Source organism: Pararobbsia alpina (genome assembly GCF_902859895.1).
In the GTDB taxonomy this organism is placed as follows: domain Bacteria; phylum Pseudomonadota; class Gammaproteobacteria; order Burkholderiales; family Burkholderiaceae; genus Pararobbsia; species Pararobbsia alpina.
In genome coordinates this window covers 1-19,438 of sequence record NZ_CADIKM010000017.1, presented here as the reverse complement: position 1 = coordinate 19,438, position 19,438 = coordinate 1, and the positions used below count along the sequence as shown (strand labels likewise).

The following is a 19,438-nucleotide window of genomic DNA, read 5'->3' as shown; positions in this document are numbered from 1 at the left end:
CGTGCCGATTGGATAGCACGACGAAATCTCGAATGCGGCGGGCTCGCCGCTCCTTTTTATTGAGAGGTAGACCATGAGTACATCCGCACAGACGTTAGCGCCGCCGGGTCTTCCGACGCGGCGCGAGTGGATGGCGATTCTGGCGCGCACGCCGCGTGCCTGCATCAAGGAGGCACTGGATACCGCGCTCGACGGCACGCCACTGCCTGAGTTCGACTGGCTGCGTGCGCCTGATATCGGCCTTGCCATGGTGCGTGGGCGTGTTGGCGGCACGGGCGACGCCTTCAATCTCGGCGAAGTGACGGTGACACGGGCAACGCTCCGACTGCGCGCCAGTGAAGGCCGCGCAAGCGTGGGTGTCGCGGTTCACATGGGACGGGACAAGGAGCGCGCGACACTCGCGGCGCTTGCCGATGCCCTTCTGCAGACGCCCGCCTTCGAAGCGCGCATGCACGAGTACTTGCTTGCGCCGCTCGCTGCGCGTATCGCCGAGCGCAGAGCGCGCAAACAGGCTCAGGCAGCGGCCACGAAAGTGGAATTCTTTACGATGGCGAGGGGCGACTGATGCAAACCGATAATCCTTCCATGGACGTGCGCGGCTCGAATACGGCCAGCATCGATCTCGCGGCCCTGACCCCCGGTTTCGCCGATACGGTCCACGACTCGCAGAACGTGTTCCGCGCGCTGCTCGACGCGCTCTCACGGCCCGGAAAATTGGTGTCCATCGACGCCGTGCTTCCCGGCCAGGACCAGCACGACAATGCCCACGTGCCCCTTGCCGCCTATGCCGCATTGCTTGCGCTCGCCGATTACTCGACGCCCGTTCTGCTGCAACAGGAAAACCGCGCCTTGAGCGACGCGCTGCGCTTTCACACCGGCGCGCCCATCACGGTCGATTGCGCGCAAGCGGTCTTTGCATACCTGCACGACGCCCGTTCCATGCTGCCGCTCGACGGCTTTTCGCTCGGTGACCCCGAGGCGCCGGAGCGTGCCGCGATGTTGTTCATCCGCGTGGACTCGCTGGTCGACGGCGAGCCGATGACCTGGCGCGGCCCCGGTATCCGCGATACCCAGATCGTCCAGCTATCGGGCGTGCCGGCTTCGTTCTGGCGCGAGCGCGCACAGCTTGCGAGTCAGTTTCCCTGCGGTATCGATTGTTACTTTGTGCAAGGCGGCTCGATTATCGGCTTGCCGCGCACGACTCGGGTGGAGGTGGTCTGATGTACGTCGCAGTCAAAGGCGGAGAACGCGCTATCGAGCGCTCGTGGGACTTGTTGGCAACAAAGCGGCGTGGGGACGAAGCGCTTCCGGAACTCAGTGTCAGCCAGATCCGCGAACAACTCAGACTTGCTGTCGCGCGCGTGATGACCGAAGGTTCCGTCTACGACGAAGACCTTGCCGCGCTGGCGATCAAGCAGGCGGCGGGCGATCTGGTCGAGGCAATTTTCCTGCTGCGGGCGTATCGCACGACGTTGCCGCGCTTCGGTTATACGGTGCCGCTCGACACGGAAGCGATGCATGCGGAGCGGCGCATTTCGGCTACATTCAAGGACATCCCCGGCGGACAGATGCTCGGCGGGACGTACGATTACACGCAGCGTCTGCTGGATTTCACCCTGCTTGCCGAAGGTAGCTCGCCTGCTGGCAAAGCCACGAAAGAGATGCCCGCGCCGCCGGAAGCTTCGATGCCGCGCGTGCTGGCCATGCTGGACAAGGAAGGCCTGATCGAGCAGGAGAAGGCGCACGAAGACGCTCCCGAACCGGGCGATCTCTCGCGTGAGCCCTTGACGTTCCCGGTCCACCGCTCGGTCCGCCTGCAAAATCTCGCCCGCGCCGACGAGGGTTTCCTGCTTGCCATCGGCTACGCCACGCAACGCGGGTATGCGCACACCCATCCGTTCGCCGGCGAGATTCGCTATGGCGAGGTCGCCGTGGAACTGGAGATCGAGGAGTTGGGATTTGCGGTTGAGATCGGTGACATCGATATCACCGAATGCCAGATGATCAATCAGTTTGCAGGCAGCGGCACGGTGCCGCCCGCGTTCACACAGGGCTACGGTCTCGCGTTCGGCCACTCGGAACGCAAGGCCATGGCGATGGCGCTCGTCGACCGTTCGCTGCGGGCGCGAGAGCTCGGTGAGACGGTTGCCTCGCCGACTCAGGACCCTGAGTTCGTGCTTTATCACAGCGACAATGTGGAAGCGTCGGGCTTCGTGCAGCATCTGAAACTGCCGCATTACGTCGATTTCCAGTCCGAACTCGAGTTACTGCGGCGGCTGCGTGCCGGTTCGGAAACAAAGCAGCAGCAAGAGGAGAACGCAGCATGAATGCGCGTACCGAAGAGAGCGCGATTGCCGAAGGCTACAACTTCGCCTACCTCGATGAACAGACGAAGCGCATGCTCCGGCGCGCGCTCCTCAGAGCCGTGGCGATACCGGGTTATCAAGTCCCATTTGCGTCGCGCGAAATGCCCTTGCCCTATGGCTGGGGAACGGGCGGATTGCAGGTGACCTCCGCCATCATCGGACGCGGCGATGTCTTGAAGGTCATCGACCAGGGCTCCGATGAGACCACCAACGCCGTCAATATTCGCCGCTTCTTTGCCCGCACGGCCGGCGTTGCGACGACCACCCGCACAGTCGATGCGTCGATCGTTCAGACGCGGCACCGAATTCCGGAAACGCCGCTGACCGAGGCGCAGATCATCGTGTACCAGGTGCCGATGCCGGAACCGCTGTACCGGCTCGAGCCGCGGGTGACCGAGTGTCGCAAGCTTCACGCGCTGGCGGATTATGGCCTCATCAACGTGAAGTACTACGAAGACATTGTCCAGCACGGCAGTATCGCGACCACTTACGACTACCCCGTGCTCGTGAACGACCGCTATCTCACCTCGCCCTCGCCCATCCCCAAGTTCGACAATCCGAAGATGCACATGAACCCCGCGCTGCAGCTCTTCGGAGCGGGCCGCGAACGTCGTATCTACGCGATCCCGCCCTACACGAAGGTCAAGAGCCTCGACTTCGAGGACCATCCTTTCAGCATCCAGCACTGGGATCACGAATGTGCGCTGTGCGGTTCGCATGAAAGCTTTCTGGACGAGATGATCGTCGACGATAACGGCAAGCGCATGTTCGTGTGCTCGGACAGCGACTACTGTCACGAGCGCCGCACCGCTCAGGAGGATGCATGAATTCTTCGACACACGTATCCCCGCTGCTCATCGCGCGTGGACTGACCAAGCGTTACGACGGTCGTGGCGGTTGCGTCGATGTGGATATCGACATCTATCCTGGCGAGGTGCTTTGCATCGTGGGCGAATCCGGCTCGGGTAAATCCACCTTGCTTAACGCGCTTGCACTGCGCACGCCCGTGAATGACGGCACGTTGACTTATCGCACCGCGGACGACGAGATGCTGGACTTGTTCGCGGTGCCCATGCCGCGCCGCAGGACGCTGGCACGCACCGATTGGGGCTTCGTGCACCAGAATGCACGCGACGGCCTGCGTCTGGGCGTATCGGCGGGGGCAAACATCGGCGAGCCTTTGATGGCGAACGGCGCTCGCCACTACGGACGTCTTCGCGAAACCGCCGCGGACTGGATGAACCAGGTCGAACTGGATGCCGCGCGTATCGACGAGTTGCCTTCCGCGTTTTCCGGCGGCATGCAGCAGCGGCTCCAGATTGCGCGCAACCTTGTCACGAAACCGCGTCTCGTCTTCATGGACGAACCGACGGCCGGGCTCGACGTATCTGTCCAGGCGCGGCTGCTGGACCTGCTGCGCACGCTGACCGGCAAGCTTCATCTCGCGGCACTGATTGTCACGCATGATATTGGCGTGGCGCGGTTGCTCGCGCATCGCCTGATGGTGATGAAGGACGGGCGAGTGGTGGAAAGCGGGCTGACCGATCAGGTGCTCGACGACCCGCAGCACCCTTATACACAGACGCTGGTTGCGTCCGTGCTGCCAGTTTGAGGTACGAGAATGAATGCCAATGCCGATCTTTCCAATGAGCTTGCGTTTGCCGCAAGCGCTGCGTTGATGCTGCGTGCGCGCGGCGTCGAGAAAACTTTTACATTGCACCAGCAGGGCGGAGTACGCATCGCGGCGTTGGGCGGCGTATCGCTCGACGTCGAACGAGGCGAGTGTGTCGTGTTGTCCGGGCCTTCCGGTGTCGGCAAGAGCACGTTGCTGCGCTGTATGTATGGAAACTATCTGCTGACACGCGGTACGGTGTCTATTCGCGATGACAGCCGGCCATCGCGGCATCTTTCGCTGTCGGAAGCACTGCCGCACGATGTGATCCGCTTGCGCCGCACCACCATGGGCTACGTGAGTCAGTTCCTGCGCGCCATCCCGCGTGTGTCGTCACTCGATCTCGTCAGCGAGCCGCTCGTGTCGCGCGGCATGGACGAAGAAGAGGCGCGGGTACGGGCGGGCACCCTGCTCGAGCGCCTCAACGTGGCGCGGCGTCTGTGGACGCTTGCACCCGCCACATTCTCCGGTGGTGAACAACAACGCATCAACATCGCGCGAGGGTTGATCGCCGAACACCCGCTGCTTTTGCTCGATGAGCCCACGGCGTCGCTCGATGCCGATAACCGAAAGGTGGTGGCCGATCTCATCGTGGAAGCGCGCGAGCGCGGCGCGGCGATCGTCGGCATTTTTCACGACGAAGACACGCGCGAACGCGTCGCCACTCGCCTGATCCCACTCAACGCCCCCGCCGGGCAGGCCGCAACGACCATGGAAACCTTGCAGACATGTTGATCAAAAACGCGCGAATCGTCACTCACGACGAAGACTTCACGGGCGTGGTACGCGTCGCCAGTGGACGTATCGCAGAGGTGGCGCCCGGCACTACCTCGGTCAGCGAAGCCGAGGACTGGGGCGGGGACTATCTGCTGCCTGGCCTGGTCGAGTTGCACACCGACAACATTGAAAAGCATCTCGCGCCGCGCCCTGGCGTGCTGTGGAATCACGATGCCGCGATCATCGTTCACGATGCGCAAGTGGCAACCGCGGGCATCACGACCGTCTTCGATGCACTCGGGATCGGTTCGCGCGCGGGCGTGGGGATCCGTGAGACAGAGTTACAGGCCCGCTGCGCCCGCTCGATCGAGCAACTGGCGGCGCGTGGCTTGCTGCGCGTCGATCACTTCCTGCATCTGCGATGCGAAATCGCGTCAGCCGATGTGCTTGAAGTCTTCGACCGCCTCGCCTCGCATTCACTGCTGCGACTCGTCTCCGTGATGGACCACACGCCCGGCCAGCGGCAATGGCACGATCCGGCCCAATGGCGTCGCTACCAGGAGCGTCACGGCAAATGGACCGACGAACAGGCGAGCACGATGCTCAATGAACTGGCTGATGACCAGCAGCGCTATGCGCAGGCTCACCGTGCCGAGATCGTCGCGCGTTGCCGTGTCCTTGGCGTCCCGCTTGCAAGCCACGACGACACCACCGTCGATCATGTCCTCGAAGCCCTGGACGAAGGCATGGTTCTGGCCGAGTTTCCCACCACGCTGGCGGCCGCACAGGCGGCACGGGATCACGGCATTGCGACGATCATGGGTGCGCCGAACGTCGTGCGAGGCGGCTCGCACTCGGGCAATGTGTCCGCGCTGGAGTTGGCGAGGGCCGGCCTGCTCGATATCCTGTCATCGGACTATGTGCCGTCGAGTTTGCTGACCGCCACATTCGAACTCGTCGACAAGGCCGGCTGGACGTTGTCGCAGGCTGTTCGCACGGTATCGTCGGCCCCGGCCAGGGCGGCAGGTCTCGTGGACCGCGGAGTCATCGCGCCGGGACTCAGGGCCGACTTCGTCCGCGTGGCGCTGCAGGACCGGCTGCCCGTGCCACGCAGCACCTTCGTCGCAGGGCGACGCGTCGCGTGAGCGCGGCCAAGCCGCCCATCTTATCGGGGTCCCTGCCCTGCGCAGGGACCGAAAACTCAAGGTGGGCGGCAAGGTGATCGCAAACATCCGAGACAAGGCGAAATATACCGGCCGGCTCGAGTCGAGCGCTGTCACGGTGCTGTCACTTCGGTCCGTTCAAATGACGTTGCCGTCGCATATTTACTGTGCAAGCCGTATAAAAGATTGAAGCGCCTGGCGTGCGAAAACGGGTCAGATTGAATTTACGACACGTCATCTAGACGATTAGATGGGCAAATGCCGACTACCGCTCTTTGAAGCAGCAGGAGAAGCACGATGCGAACCACGCCCGCTTCGCCTGCCTCAGCCGCACGATGGACGACGTAACCGCTCCCGCATTCGATCGCCTGAGCAAGCCCGCACCGCCTTCCGAGGGCGAGCAGCAATGCATCAATCTGGCCAGCGTCAGGAATCGCGCCGCTGCACCGCTTCGGATTACAACACCGCTGCGCCATATTGCAGCACCACGCTTAGGTCTACAAAAATACGGAGTATGTCGATGCTGATCAGGAACGCTCGCGTCGTCACGCGAGACGAAGAATTTATCGGAACGGTGCGTATCGAAGACGGGCTCATCCGCGACTTGGAACGTGGCACCACCTCCGCGCGCGAAGCCGAAGACTGGGATGGCGACTATCTGTTGCCGGGCTTGATCGAACTGCACACGGACAATCTCGAGAAGCATCTTGCGCCACGCCCGGGCGTGCGATGGAATATCGATGCGGCGTTCGTGATGCACGATGCGCAGGTCGCCGCTGCTGGCATCACGACCGTCTTCGATTCACTCAGAATCGGTGCGCGTTCAGAAGTGGACATGCACGAGCGCGAACTGCAGACGCAGTGCACGCAAGCACTCGCGCGCTTGTCCGAGCGTCAGTTGCTGCGTGCAGAACATTTCCTGCACCTGCGCTGCGAAATCGCCGCACCCGACGTCGTCGACGTTTTCGAATCCTTGCAAACGCATCCCTTGCTGCGGCTCGCTTCGGTGATGGATCACACGCCGGGCCAGCGTCAATGGCATGACCGCGACGCATGGCGCCGATGGCAGGAACGGCACGGCAAACTGACCGACGAACGCTTCGCCGCCGTCGTTGCCGAACTCTCGGACGGACAGGAGCGCTATGCCGACCAGAACCGTCGCAAGATCGTCGCGCGTTGCACGGCACTGAATGTGCCCGTGGCCAGCCACGACGACACGCTCGTCGAACATGTCGAACAGGCCGCCGCCGAGGGCATCGCGCTGGCTGAATTCCCGACCACGCGAATCGCCGCCGAAGCCGCGCGCCAGCATGGGATCGCGACAATCATGGGCGCACCGAATATCGTGCGGGGCGGTTCGCACTCGGGCAACGTATCGGCGCTCGAACTCGCGAAGGCGGACCTGCTCGATATCCTGTCGTCGGACTATGTGCCGTCGAGTCTCCTGAGCGCGGCCTTCGAACTCGTCGACAAGGCAGGCTGGACACTACCGCGCGCCATGGCGACCGTCTCCGCACATCCGGCTCGCACCGTGGGGTTGCACGACCGTGGCGCTATCGCACCCGGCTTGCGGGCCGACTGCGTCCGCGTGAGGATGCACGATGCGCTACCCGTACCCCGCGCGACCTATCGAGCAGGCGAGCGGATCGTCTAAGCACGCTATGCGCTGCAATCGGACACACGACGAGCCGCGGCGCTTCATCGTGTGTCCGTCGGCTGGAAGGTGGCAAAAAATTCATCTAGACGTTTCCATGAATACACTGATGTGTCACATAGGATTCCTAGAATTTGACGGGTTGGACGGTTGGCCCGTGCTGCTACCTGAACAGACAGCAGCACGGACCGCGGGATTGATCGTTGCATCGCCTTTTACGCGGGTCATTTAACTCGAGGAAACTATGAAGGTATCCAAAGTTTTAGCTGCCGCGGCGTTTGCTGCGAGTCTCATCTCCGGTGCGGCACATGCCGCGAGCGACTGTCCGAATGACGGCGTGATTCGCTTTGGGGTCGAGCCCTACGAATCGGCGCAGCGCATGCTGCCGGTCTACGGGGACATCGCCAAGCTGATCGGCAGCAAGCTCGGCTGCACGGTGCAGATCTACGTCGCAACCGGCTATAACGCCGAGATCGAGGCGATGCGCAGTGGCAGGCTGGAATTTGCCGAATTCGGCCCGCTCGGCTATGTGCTCGCTCATCAGGTTGCGCACGCCGAGGCAGTCGCAACGTTCGCCGGCGCGCAAGGCAAGCCCGCCACGTACTACGCCTCCATCGTCACGTGGCCCGGCTCGGGCATCAAGACGCTGGCCGATGTCAACGGCCGTTCGTTCGCGTATGCAGACCCGGCGTCCACCTCCGGTCACCTGTTTCCCGCCTTCGGTCTGCGCAAAAACGGCATCGACCCGGACAAGGGCGTCAAGGCGATCTATGCGGGCAGCCACACGGCATCGTTCGAGGCGCTGCGCAACCACAAGGTCGACTCGGGTGAATTGAACAGTGAAGAAATTGCCAGCGCCAAGCTACATGGTGAGTACGATCCTTCGGCATACGTAACACTGTGGCAATCGGAGCCGATTCCGCTCGATCCGCTGGCGGTCCGCGGCGATCTGCCGGCGGATTTCAAGGCTCGTTTGGCAGGCGTGCTGAGTTCGCTCGATCTGCACGAATTGCCGGAAGCCGATCAGAAGTTCATGGCGTCCAACCAGAACCCGGAGCTCAAGACAGTTCCGCAATCTGACGCCGCTTACAACCAGATTCGCGACCTGGTCTCTACCCTCCACATCGACTTGTCAAAACTGTGAATACTTTGTCCAGCGCTTCGGGCAGCATGCCGCTCGACCAAGCCCGCCCGGTTGCAGCTCCGGGGTCCCCCCTACCCGGCATAACACGACGCGCTGCGCTCGCGCCCGGTGTCAAATTAGCCGTCCGCAATCTGACGATGCGCTACGGGAACGGTCACACCGCGCTGCGCAACCTTGACTTGTCGGTCCATGCCGGTGAGGTGGTCGTTGTACTAGGCAGCAACGGCAGCGGCAAATCGACCTTCATGAAGTGCGTGGTCGGTCTGAACCGGCCGACCGCCGGCTCGGTCGAGGTTGCAGGACGCGATTTGGTCGCACTCTCGGGCGAAGGCCTGCGGCAGGCACGTCTGCCGCTCGCGCTGATTTCCCAGAACGCCAATCTCGTCAAGCGGCGCAGCGTGCTCGCGAACGTCTGCTGCGGCACGCTGGGCCGGCACCGGACGCTGGCAACGGCGCTTGGGCGCGTCCCACGCAATGAAATCGAACCGGCGCAGGCCTGTCTGAACGAAGTGGGCTTGCTCCATCTGGCTGGCCAGCGCGCCGGCACCCTCTCGGGCGGACAGGCACAGCGGGTGGCGGTTGCCCGTGCGCTGGCGCAACGTCCGCACGTATTGCTCGCCGACGAGCCGCTCGCCAGTCTGGATCCTGAAGCCGCAGACGAGGTCATGCGCCTGTTGCGCCGCCTTGCGACCGAGGACGGTCTCGCGGTGGTCTGCGTGCTGCACCAGCCTCAACTGGCCATGCGCTATGCCGACAGGCTGGTCGGGCTACGCCGCGGCCAGCTGGAATTCGACCAGCCGGCTTCAGAAGTCTCCGCTGAGCAGATCGCGAGTCTTTATGTGGGCGAGGCATCATGAGTAAGGCTATCCCAATGCACGCGCCGGTCGGCTCGTCGCGCGCACGCAATTTCTGGTCGGTGTGCGCCGTAGTCGTCCTGCTCGCCCTGTTCGTGCAGGCATGGATAGTCGTCCAGGCGCGTCCGCAGGATCTGATCACCGGCGCCCATGGCATGGCCAACATTTTTTCGCGCGCCATGCCGCCGGCATTCGATGAGTTCGTCCCGAATCTACGGCCCATTCTCGAGACGATCGACCTCGCGATTTTCGGCACCGTGTTCGGGGTGCTTCTGGCCTTCCCGCTGGCGATCCTGGCCGCCGCAAACGTGACGCCGGCGATGCCCCTTTACTACATCGCGCGTGCGGTGATCGGCGTCACGCGAGCGGTGCCCGATCTGGTTTGGGCACTGGTGTTCGTTACCGCGGTCGGGCTGGGACCCTTTCCGGGGGCGCTTGCGCTCGCGGTTCATTCGGTCGGCATGCTTGGGCGGCTGTTTGCCGAAGTGATCGAAGACATGGACATGGGCCCTGTCGAAGCGTTGACGCTGACCGGAGCCGGCCGCATGCAGGTGTTGAGCCAGGCAGTCGTGCCGGGCGTCTTGCCTTCGCTGCTCGGCATCGGACTGTTCCGCTTTGACGAAAATCTGCGCTCCTCGCTGGTGCTCGGTTTCGTCGGTGCGGGCGGTATCGGGTTCCAGCTGCTGACCTCGATGAACTTGTTCCAGTATCAGACGGTGTCCTTCCTGCTGATCGCCACATTCGTCCTGGTTGCTTGCGCCGAACGCATTTCCGCTTACCTGCGCAGCCTGGTCATGTGAGCGCGGGGCGGACGGCCTGGCCGCCGTATGCCCTTACCTGACGTGTCAACTCCAGGGATGGCGCGCCGCTCAGGCCCGCGCCATCTCCCTCATCATCGAAATACGAGAAACCTTATGCTTATTGACCATGGCGCCGGCGGCGACCCGTGGGCGCAGGGCCGCGTCTTGTCGGAAAACCCCGAGATCGATCCAACCGCGGTGGTTCGCGCCAGCGACTTCGGCCGCTACACCTATCTCGGCCCGCGCAGCCATGTCGCCGAATCGGTGATCGGCGACTACGGCTATGCGATGGGTGACAATCAGATCGCCCACGCGGTCATTGGCAAGTTCGCGAATATCGCCACCGGCGTGCGCATCAACCCGCCCAACCACCCTTCATGGCGAGCGACGCACCACCACTTTACCTATCGCTCACGCTCGTACGGGCTCTCCCTCGCCGACGACGCCGACATCTTCAAGTGGCGTGCACAAGACCGGGTCGAGATCGGTCACGATGTGTGGATCGGCCACAATGCCATCATCATGCCCGGCGTGAGCATCGGTACCGGTGCAGCCATCGGCTCGGGAGCCGTCGTGACCAAAGACGTTCCGCCTTTCAGCATCGTCGTCGGGGTACCGGCGCGGGTGCTGCGCTTCCGAGTCGACGAGCACACATCGGAACGCCTGCAGCGCATCGCATGGTGGGACTGGAGTGCCGAGCAGATCGACGCCGCGTTGGTCGATTTTCGTGCGCTCACCGCGGTCGAGTTCGCCGAGAAATACGACAGGTAACACGGCGGAGCACACGAGAGTGCGCTTCTCACCGTGACGGACACAAAGCCTTGCATGGCTCGTCGATCCAGCGTGAGTGTCATGTTGAAACTCTACTCATCTAGACGTCTGGATCTTCACTGACCTGTCATGCGAGGTTTCTAGAATGGGTTGGCATCCTCTCAACTACGGAAATAGATCAGACATGGAATATCGGCAACTCGGTCGCAGCGGCATCAAGATTTCAACGCTGACCCTGGGCACAATGATGTTCGGCGGCCCTACCGACGAAGCAACCGCGACACGCATCGTCGACAAGGCCCTTGAACAAGGCGTCAACTCGATCGATACCGCCGACGTCTACGCTGGTGGTGAATCGGAGCGCGTGGTCGGGCGTTGCATTGCTGCGCAGCGCGATCGCTGGTTGTTGGCCACCAAATTGGTCAGCTCGCTCGACGACGGCGATGTCAATGCGCGCGGCGCGGGGCGCAAACACATCATGCGAGCCGTCGAAGCCAGCCTGAAGCGCCTGAATACCGACTATATCGACCTGCTCTACCTTCACGCCGAAGATCACGACACACCGGTCGACGAGACGGTGCGTGCGTTGAATGATCTGATCCAGGCCGGCAAAGTGCGCTACTACGGCCTGTCGAACCACCGCGCGTGGAAGATCGCCGAATTCAGCCATACCGCCCAGGCCCTGGGTCTCGCTGGCCCGGTGGCCAGTGAACCGCTCTACAACATTGCGAATCGTCAGGCCGAGGCGGAACAGCTAACTGCCGCGCATCGCTATGGGCTGGGCGTGATCTCGTACAGCCCGCTTGCGCGCGGCGTGCTGACGGGCAAATATGAGCCGGGCGCCACCCCTGCTGCCGACACACGTGCCGGCCGCGGTGACCGGCGTCTGCAGCAGGCCGAATGGCGGTCCGAGTCGCTTGAAATGGCTCGCCTCGTACGTGAGCATGCTGAGGCGCGCGGTTTGAGCGCGGGGCAATTCGCCATTGCCTGGGTATTGAATAGCCGCTACATCAGCTCGACTATCGCCGGTCCACGCACCGAGGCGCAATGGGACGACTATCTGCCGGCTTTGAGCTATCGCCTGAGCGCTGAAGACGAAGCTTTCGTCGACTCGCTCGTCACCACCGGCCACCCTTCGACGCCGGGGTTCAACGATCCCAAGCATCCCTTCTTCGGTCGCATCCCGCGTCACGGGTCGCAAGACGAATAAGGAATCCTACGGCTTACCGCGACTCGAGGGCCTCGAGTCGCACTTGCGCGATCTCTCCCGGATATTGGCAGTAGTAGGCGTCGAACAGCTGTGAGCATAACTGGGCAAGCGAAGCAAGGCCCACGGCCTGGCCTGCGTGCTCAACTTCGCCTGCGCTGAGAATGTCATCGAGGACAGGAGCGAGACGGCGCAGTTTCCCAAACGTGACAGTTTCCAGTTTCATGTTGCACCTCCAGAGGCCAGACCTTGGAACACGTCCTGAGTTGGCCAACACTCAGGCAATGCTTCGCTAGTGAATTCGAACCGGCGTTGACGAACTCCCGCACGCGTTCGAGTTAGACGATTGTGCGAACCTTGACCATTTCGCTGGCCATAATCATTGCGTCTCTGTTAAGGGGCACGATCCGTCCGCGGGTGCGGGGGCGGTAGACCGAGTCGCCCAGCTTGATCTGCTGTCCCGATAGCGCGCAACGCCCCGGCGCAACAGCGCAACATGGCGACCAGATCTGCTCTTCGTAGTTGCAAAGCGTCGGATCGACCCAGCGGACCGCAAAAAGAGAATTGGGCAGTTCCTCCAAGACCGTCACAGTAAACGTGCGCGCGTCGCTGCCGTCCGTCCCCCGCGGACGTAGCGGCACGCCAGCAGTGGTGGAGCGGCCAGGCAGGTCCTGAGAATTCCGCACCGGGTGTGGCGGGGAAGAGAACTGTCGGATGGCTGCGAGCGTCGTTGCCCAAGGGTCCGGACCCTTTGGCGACGAAGTGCCGTAAGCGGACTTTGACTGGACGGACCGGCCCGCCGGATGCGGCGACGAATGATGGCCGGAGGGCAGCGCGGGGACAACAGAGGTAGGGTAAGAGCCATTTTCTGACAGGATGTCCGAAGTCGTATTGGATTCAGCCTTCAACATCACATTCCTCTCACTAGCAAAGAGTGAAGCGGTAAGCGAACAAAGGGTAGAGTTCGACTACCCTTCCCTTGCGGCTACTGGATGCATACGGCGGAGAGATCGACGGTGCGGCGATAGATGTTTCTACCAAGCCACGGCACGAACGTGTACTCCACGTACGCGTTGCTTCCGATATGAATCCAGGTACGCAGAACAGATGGCACGATGACTCCTTGAAGACGCTATAAAAGAGAACCGGTCGGGCGGGCAGTCCAAAAGGCGATGCTGTCGTCGAGCCGAACCGCGAGCTTTGCGCTGTCATGACGGCGAGCGCTATCCTGATGAGAGAAGAGTAGGTTTTGCCGCGCTGTATATCTACTCTACCGTTGGATATACCAATGCCGCGTTAGGGTAACTGGCTTATACACGCGTATAACCGTATTGAAAGGGCCTTAACGAGCGGGGTCGAACTGCGCGAAATAAAATCCGCCGACCATTATCTGAAGATGAAGAACAAAATAGACGGAAAAGTCGAGAGTGGACCGTCTCGGAAATTTCGCGAGCACTTTTACTTGAGTCACGCGGCTTTGGCCTCCCGCCCGCCAGGAGCTTGTACTAACCAGGATTCACAAGGCGACCGGCGCGGACGTGGTCCGGCTTTTATATACATTCGTATCATGTCGCTGGGCACGGTTACAGGCTACTCTCCAGACTAAAAGGAGGCGAGCGGCACCGATCGCACGTTATCCTGTGAAAAGAGAGGTCGAGGGCCGCATTTTGCAAAATACGCCAGTTGTTACGATTGTCGACGATGATCGGGCCGTCCGTCTTGCGCTAGGCAGCCTCATCCGGTCGCTTGGCTGGCAGGTGCGCATGTATGAGTCGGCAGAAGAATTTCTTTCGTCCGGACAGGTCGCTGATACCACCTGTCTGATTTCCGACGTGCGCATGCCCGGGATGTCAGGTATCGAGATGCATGAGTGCCTGCGTGCTCAGGGCCATGCCCCGGCGACCATCTTTATCAGCGCATTTCCGTCCTCGTCACTCCAGGCAAAAGCGATGAATAATGGCGCACTCGTGTTGCTGCAGAAGCCCTACGAGCCCGCTGTCATGGCTCATTGGCTCTCGGTCGCTCTTGGAAATGCGTAGTGAACACTCACGCGCCGTGACAGGGCGCGTGCACGTGGCGCTCACTAATGATGACCGCCGTGGCGCGGAGTGGGCGCGATACCGAGGGATTCGGCCTTGCGAACAAGGTCGGGCATGGAGCGTGCCTCCATCTTGCGCATGACCTGTCCCCGGTGAACCTTGACCGTGATTTCGCTCAAGTTCATCTCATCGGCAATCTGCTTGTTCAGCAAGCCCGACAGCACAAAGGCCATGACCTCTTTTTCCCGAGGTGACAGGGAGTCATATGCCGCACGCAGACCGGCCAAGGCGGCTTCTGCCGCGATTCGCTCACGGTCTCGCGCCAGTGCCTGAGCCACTGCGTCGAGCATGTCCTGGTCCTTGAAGGGCTTGGCAAAGAAGTCCTGTGCTCCGGCCTTCATCGCCTTCACACCCATCTCGATGTCTCCATGACCCGTCATGAATACGACGGGAATACGCATCCCGCTACTCAAGATTTCCTGATGAAAAGCCATGCCGCTTTTCCCACGGAGTCGCACGTCGAGGATCAGGCAGCTCGGCCCGGCATAGTGAGGAAATCGGAGAAACTCATCAGGAGACTCGAACACTTCGACGCGCAAGCCCACGGAGCGCATCAGTGTGCCGAGGGCAAGTCGAATTGCCTGGTCGTCATCGACGACGTAAATGATGGAATCGTCGGTTGTGGCGGTTTCAGCCGTCACTCGGTGGGTCGGTCCAGTAGCCATCTGGGCACCTCGCGAAGCGCGGAACGTGATCGCATAGCGCTGGTATGCGAATATTCTACGCCCCCAGGAAGCACAGGAACCGTAATTCGCTGCCCGCTTGGTAATCCACTAGATTGAAACGGTACGTTTGCCAAGGCATCTGGCGCTGATGTTCATGCGTGGTGGGCTGATGACTGGGTTCCGGCCGGTTGTTCACCGGGGCACGGACTGTGACGAAGACGCACGTGACGCTGGAGTGGCCTCGAGAGGCGCTCGAGCGGCGCCAGGTTGATTGCCGAGTGATTGAACCCGGCTTGACGGATTTTAATAGTTAGTTAAATCAACGATACGAAGATGCGATGTCCGATACTCTGCGGGCGTCCAATCGCTCAGGCGAAACTCTTGTTGCCCGGCGCTGCTTCCGGCTGGCGGAACAGCTTGACGTGCTCTGGATTCGCCGATAGCTGCAGACGCCCGTCCGGCAGACGCGCAATGACGACCTCGCCGATGCCCAGGCTCATCACCACGACTTCGTCGCGCAAGGCGAGCAGCGCATCGAGCCGGCGTCGGCCACTGACGATTTCGAGGCCGGTCTTCGTTTCGCGGACAATGATCTCAACGGACATGGCAATCTCCTATGGCATTCCCTATCAAAGGGCCTGCGCCCTTCATCGCTGATCCAGACGCGTTTGATTCCATTCTGATCAATCGCTGCTGACTCGTGCTCTCACCGTGGGTAAACGCGGCGAGCGCTTTCTGCATGTAAGAAGAATAACTTTTGCCATGGGGTGAATCTACTCTATGGTTGGATATACCAATACCGCGTTAGCATCAACCGGTTATACGGGTGTATAACCGCGATAAGCCGCGTGCCACCTTCTCGCATTTTCTCTTTCAACTGGGTTACGAAAACCCGTTCCGATCCGCACCGCGCTACATACTGTTATTTGGTATTACCGTATGTTAGAGCGCGCTACCGCCCTGATTCGTCCCCATGCGGTGTTGTCCGCGCTTCGCGCCGCGGCCATCCTTTTCGCCCTCAGGCGACCTCCGGCCCGGAGGCCTTGCCGGTGCGGCCATTGTCGTCTTCACGCACCTTCGCGTGCGCGGCTTCCACTCGCGCGTCCTCGTCCAGTAACGCGGTTGAAAAGAAGCAGCCCATGACTGCAGACAAAACAATGAAAATCGAGGCTGCATCTACCAGCAACCCGAGATGCTTGAAAAGAAAAATGCCGCTTGAAAGAATCAGCAAATTCAGGAGGATGCCCAAAACGGCGGAAGCCTTGGGCACGTGCCTCATGAACACTGCAAGTCGCGAATCGGTGCGTGGCACATACCAGATGATCAACAGCCCGAACGCCATGATGAAGGCGCACTCTGCCCATTTCAGCCAGGTGGGGCGACGCAGGAAACGTCCCTCGAAAATCGTCTCGATGACCTGGGCCTGGATTTCGATACCCGGCACCAGTTCCCCCAGCGCGGTCGTGCGCATGTCAGTCAGGCCCGAGCCGGTCAGGCCGACCAGCACCAACTTGTTCCGGATGCGGCCCGGATCGACTTTCCCCTGCAGGATGTCCCGCGCGGACACATAGCGGTCCTGCGTCGACTGAATGGACGCGAAATGCAACCAGATGTCACCGTCGGGTTGAGTGGGCACCTGCACATCCGCGACACCCACTGCCTGCACACCGGATGGGTCGGCAAAAACGTCGACCGCCGATGAACCCGTGGCAACACGGAGCATTTCTATTGGCAGGCTGGGGACCAGTTTCCCGCCCAAACCCATGAGGAGCGGAATATGCCGCACCACGCCTTGTTCCAGCGCCACGTTCAGCATCGCCTGCCCGTGCGCCGCCGCCTGCAATTGCGGCAGGCTGGCCAGCACATAGTTGAACCGTTGCACGCTGCGCAGGGGGTCGGCGCCATGCACGAGGATCGGCGCGCTTCGCAGATCGGTGCTCGTGGTGAAGGCAGCATGATCGAAGGCCGCGGCACCCAGTATGGTCGGTGCGGCCCGCAACGATTTGGCGAGAATGGCCTCGTGACTGGGAAGGGCTCGCAGGCCGGCGGCCAGGGCTGCCGCCCCTGTCGGCAGATTGTCGGCCACTTTGTCGGGAGACGTTTGATCCGGCTCCGGCATGTAGATGTCCAGACCGATAGCCAGCGGTTTCTGTGCCGCAATGGCATCGATCAGGCCCGCGAGCCGATTGCGCGGCCACGGCCATTGACCGATGGCCGCCAGCGTCTTCTCATCAATCTCGACAATGGTCACGGGCTGTGCTGTCGGAGTCCGTGGAAAGAGACGTTGATAGTGGTCAAACAAGAGTTGCCGGGCCGTTCCGAAGGAGTTCGGCAACACCTCATCAAGCGTGTCCACGAAAGCCGGACGTGCGATGTCGTTCGGCCACTCGCTGCATAGGTTGAGCAGGCTCAGGCAGAACAAGACCACGAGTGCCACTGGACGCCCCTTGTGCGCGCGCAGGAGCTTTCTGGCAATGGCAAGCAATCGTACGCAGAAGCGTTTCATGAAGGCAAAAGCCATTCAATGTCGAAGTTTGGCGCGGTCGCGGACTGCCCGCGTCATTGAATGGTGATGACCACGCGCCGGTTCATGGGATTGGCGACGCCATCCGGTGTGGAGACAAGTGGCTCACGCTTGCCGCGGCCAGCGATCTCTATTTGTTGTGCGGGAATCCCTTCCTTGGTCAAGAACGCCGCGACAGTCTGCGCCCGCCGCATCGACAGCTTGTCATTGAGTTCTTGAGAGCCGGCCCGATCGGTGTGACCCACTACCACGAGGTGCGGTGCAGGCCAGGTAGCCAGGACGGCTTTTAGCTTGTCAACCGTGGCCGATGACTGGGGGGCCAATTCGGTGGCGGAGTCAAACAGAAAGTTGATGGTAAATGTCATGGGGCGCGGAGGCCGTGCCGCCAATAGCTGACCATAGCGTGCCTGCACACTGGCTTGGCTATCCATCGTTTTTTCCATGGCGCCGCCCTTGGCAACGTCTAACCCGGCGTAAGGCTGGTTTATCAGTTGCTCCTGGGTGCCGCTGTGGACAATCACCGCACCGACTGTTCCTTCCGGATCTGGCAATAGAATAATTTTGTCCGGGGCCGTGCTACACCCCGACAAGAAACCCAGCATGGCGAATGCCGCGGCCAATACCGGCCGATGTCTTCGGATCACAGACTTCAACGTGCACTCTCCCCGTTACCACCGACTTCAATGATGAATTCAGTGCCGCGCACGCCCAGCGTGGTGGTCGGCGTGTTGTAACGCACGGCATCCGGATTGGCTTTCGCCAGCTTTCCGTCAATCACCGCCAAGGAACCGCGTTTGATGGTGGCATCGAGCGCCCCATCATAGGTTGTCGTATTGAACGCGAATTTGTTGAGCTCGAGGACGGAATTGGCACCCTCGGAAAGCAGGGTATTGTCACGCAGCGTGATGCCAATGGAGGATTCCGGGCCGGTCACAATGCGATCGCTGCTATAGACTTCAGTGCCGATGGCCACGCTCGAAGTGCCTCCAGCTCGCTCGATGTGCACCGCCCCCTTCAGCGTCTTGACGACGCCGGCAGAATCGGCGGCGGCACATGCATTGCCGACAGCCATGCACGAGCAGACGAGAATCAAAGCATATTGGGTGGCGTGGATACGCATGGTGACGAGCTCATTGTTATTTTCCGCGGCAGCGCGGGGTCCCGGGTGTCGACGCTGTGGTGCGCCATCGTTACGCGAACGCACTCGGACACAGGACCTTGTTGGACGACGTGCCGAAACGCTGCTTGGGGGGACTTTTCTGCGGTGTAGAGAATATTGCCGCGACCCTAATGAGTCAAGCAATGCCGCGCAAATCGGTACCCCATCATTAAGCTAAAACATCTCGCACCGGGTTTTGACTTCATCCAGCTACGAAAGGAGCAGCACTTGGCTACGCAAGGCGCCTCGAGCTGGACGTGCGATCGGTGTTTAGTCATTCGCGACGCAACACCGATCGCGACTGTCGCTCTACCAGCCGCACACCGAGTTCCCTTTCGAGCAGCTCCCCGACCCACCTAAGCAATGAGACGTTTGAGACTCATCCCCTCGTTTTGCGCGTCAGTCATCCATTTTTGTAAAGGATGCGTTTCCTTCTGACCCTCTTCCAGATTTCGAGTGCGTCCGCCAAAGTTTGGCCGGTCTCCATAGTGATGTCTGTCTGAAGGAACGTACTCTTGACTACCGCCGAACGAGCGCCAGATGTGGTTGACACGTCCAAGCGCAATACCGAGCATGGAACCGACCGAAAGGTGGGGGCTGGAAAGATTCTCACGCGCGTCATAGCCGCATTGGCTGCAGCTTC

At 61.2% G+C, this 19,438-nt stretch carries 23 protein-coding genes; 14 read left to right on the top strand and 9 right to left on the bottom strand.

Translation table 11 applies throughout. The features are described 5' to 3' along the window. The first annotated feature begins 73 nt into the window (after positions 1-73). The 13 genes from phnG (at position 74) to HV670_RS17095 (ending at position 12,351) form a co-directional block, all read left to right on the top strand. Positions 74-565, top strand: a complete 492-nt coding sequence (gene phnG, locus HV670_RS17155; RefSeq protein ID WP_175106003.1) for a phosphonate C-P lyase system protein PhnG — start codon at positions 74-76, stop codon at positions 563-565. After that, the gene (gene phnH, locus HV670_RS17150; protein WP_246257591.1) at positions 565-1,221 is read left to right on the top strand and encodes a phosphonate C-P lyase system protein PhnH; all 657 of its coding nucleotides are present in this window, start codon (positions 565-567) and stop codon (positions 1,219-1,221) included. Before phnG ends, phnH begins: the two co-directional genes overlap by 1 nt. Beyond that, a complete protein-coding gene (locus tag HV670_RS17145) occupies positions 1,221-2,327 on the top strand; it encodes a carbon-phosphorus lyase complex subunit (protein WP_175106002.1) in 1,107 nt (368 codons plus the stop codon). The genes phnH and HV670_RS17145 overlap by 1 nt, the downstream gene beginning before the upstream one ends. Further along, the gene (locus HV670_RS17140) at positions 2,324-3,193 is read left to right on the top strand and encodes an alpha-D-ribose 1-methylphosphonate 5-phosphate C-P-lyase PhnJ (protein WP_175106001.1); all 870 of its coding nucleotides are present in this window, start codon (positions 2,324-2,326) and stop codon (positions 3,191-3,193) included. Before HV670_RS17145 ends, HV670_RS17140 begins: the two co-directional genes overlap by 4 nt. Next, positions 3,190-3,978 (top strand): phosphonate C-P lyase system protein PhnK, encoded by a 789-nt coding sequence (gene phnK, locus HV670_RS17135; protein ID WP_175106000.1) that lies wholly within the window; start codon positions 3,190-3,192, stop codon positions 3,976-3,978. The genes HV670_RS17140 and phnK overlap by 4 nt, the downstream gene beginning before the upstream one ends. Positions 3,979-3,987: 9 nt before the next feature. Continuing rightward, a complete protein-coding gene (gene phnL, locus HV670_RS17130; RefSeq protein WP_175105999.1) occupies positions 3,988-4,773 on the top strand; it encodes a phosphonate C-P lyase system protein PhnL in 786 nt (261 codons plus the stop codon). Then, positions 4,767-5,900, top strand: a complete 1,134-nt coding sequence (locus HV670_RS17125) for an alpha-D-ribose 1-methylphosphonate 5-triphosphate diphosphatase (protein WP_175105998.1) — start codon at positions 4,767-4,769, stop codon at positions 5,898-5,900. The genes phnL and HV670_RS17125 overlap by 7 nt, the downstream gene beginning before the upstream one ends. Before the next feature lie 538 nt (positions 5,901-6,438). Further along, positions 6,439-7,572 carry an alpha-D-ribose 1-methylphosphonate 5-triphosphate diphosphatase gene (locus HV670_RS17120; RefSeq protein ID WP_175105997.1) on the top strand — a complete coding sequence of 378 codons (1,134 nt, stop codon included), beginning with the start codon at positions 6,439-6,441 and terminating at the stop codon, positions 7,570-7,572. Between the two features lie 244 nt (positions 7,573-7,816). Then, positions 7,817-8,716 (top strand): phosphate/phosphite/phosphonate ABC transporter substrate-binding protein, encoded by a 900-nt coding sequence (locus HV670_RS17115; protein ID WP_175105996.1) that lies wholly within the window; start codon positions 7,817-7,819, stop codon positions 8,714-8,716. Between the two features lie 137 nt (positions 8,717-8,853). Beyond that, on the top strand, positions 8,854-9,573 hold the full coding sequence (locus tag HV670_RS17110) for a phosphonate ABC transporter ATP-binding protein (protein WP_175105995.1): 720 nt from the start codon (positions 8,854-8,856) through the stop codon (positions 9,571-9,573). Further along, positions 9,570-10,370 carry a phosphonate ABC transporter, permease protein PhnE gene (gene phnE / locus HV670_RS17105; RefSeq protein ID WP_175105994.1) on the top strand — a complete coding sequence of 267 codons (801 nt, stop codon included), beginning with the start codon at positions 9,570-9,572 and terminating at the stop codon, positions 10,368-10,370. Before HV670_RS17110 ends, phnE begins: the two co-directional genes overlap by 4 nt. A gap of 114 nt (positions 10,371-10,484) precedes the next feature. After that, positions 10,485-11,141, top strand: a complete 657-nt coding sequence (locus HV670_RS17100; protein ID WP_175105993.1) for a DapH/DapD/GlmU-related protein — start codon at positions 10,485-10,487, stop codon at positions 11,139-11,141. Between the two features lie 184 nt (positions 11,142-11,325). Beyond that, a complete protein-coding gene (locus HV670_RS17095) occupies positions 11,326-12,351 on the top strand; it encodes an aldo/keto reductase (RefSeq protein WP_175105992.1) in 1,026 nt (341 codons plus the stop codon). Positions 12,352-12,364: 13 nt separating this feature from the next. On the opposite strand, the gene HV670_RS17090 is transcribed toward HV670_RS17095, so the two are convergent. From HV670_RS17090 to HV670_RS31880, 3 genes are all read right to left on the bottom strand, one after another. Next, positions 12,365-12,574, bottom strand: a complete 210-nt coding sequence (locus HV670_RS17090; RefSeq protein ID WP_175105991.1) for a hypothetical protein — start codon at positions 12,572-12,574, stop codon at positions 12,365-12,367. 112 nt (positions 12,575-12,686) lie between these two features. After that, positions 12,687-13,259 (bottom strand): DUF3331 domain-containing protein, encoded by a 573-nt coding sequence (locus HV670_RS17085; protein WP_175105990.1) that lies wholly within the window; start codon positions 13,257-13,259, stop codon positions 12,687-12,689. 74 nt (positions 13,260-13,333) lie between these two features. Beyond that, positions 13,334-13,462 (bottom strand): hypothetical protein, encoded by a 129-nt coding sequence (locus tag HV670_RS31880; protein ID WP_281362415.1) that lies wholly within the window; start codon positions 13,460-13,462, stop codon positions 13,334-13,336. A gap of 553 nt (positions 13,463-14,015) precedes the next feature. On the opposite strand from HV670_RS31880, the gene HV670_RS17080 reads away from it, so the two are divergent. Beyond that, the gene (locus HV670_RS17080; protein ID WP_175106067.1) at positions 14,016-14,387 is read left to right on the top strand and encodes a response regulator transcription factor; all 372 of its coding nucleotides are present in this window, start codon (positions 14,016-14,018) and stop codon (positions 14,385-14,387) included. A gap of 44 nt (positions 14,388-14,431) precedes the next feature. Here HV670_RS17080 and HV670_RS17075 read toward each other — a convergent pair whose 3' ends face one another. The 6 genes from HV670_RS17075 to HV670_RS30590 all read right to left on the bottom strand — a co-directional run. Beyond that, positions 14,432-15,112, bottom strand: coding sequence for a response regulator transcription factor (locus tag HV670_RS17075; RefSeq protein ID WP_175105989.1), 681 nt, complete (start codon positions 15,110-15,112; stop codon positions 14,432-14,434). Positions 15,113-15,480: 368 nt separating this feature from the next. After that, positions 15,481-15,717, bottom strand: coding sequence for a hypothetical protein (locus HV670_RS17070; RefSeq protein ID WP_175105988.1), 237 nt, complete (start codon positions 15,715-15,717; stop codon positions 15,481-15,483). A gap of 413 nt (positions 15,718-16,130) precedes the next feature. After that, a complete protein-coding gene (locus tag HV670_RS17065) occupies positions 16,131-17,633 on the bottom strand; it encodes a CHASE2 domain-containing protein (protein ID WP_175105987.1) in 1,503 nt (500 codons plus the stop codon). A gap of 38 nt (positions 17,634-17,671) precedes the next feature. Continuing rightward, the gene (locus HV670_RS17060) at positions 17,672-18,280 is read right to left on the bottom strand and encodes an OmpA family protein (protein WP_246257607.1); all 609 of its coding nucleotides are present in this window, start codon (positions 18,278-18,280) and stop codon (positions 17,672-17,674) included. A gap of 5 nt (positions 18,281-18,285) precedes the next feature. Continuing rightward, on the bottom strand, positions 18,286-18,756 hold the full coding sequence (locus HV670_RS17055; RefSeq protein ID WP_175105986.1) for a FecR family protein: 471 nt from the start codon (positions 18,754-18,756) through the stop codon (positions 18,286-18,288). 395 nt (positions 18,757-19,151) lie between these two features. After that, positions 19,152-19,438, bottom strand: a 287-nt coding sequence (locus HV670_RS30590; protein WP_217478450.1) for a hypothetical protein, incomplete at its 5' end; no start/stop codon positions are given.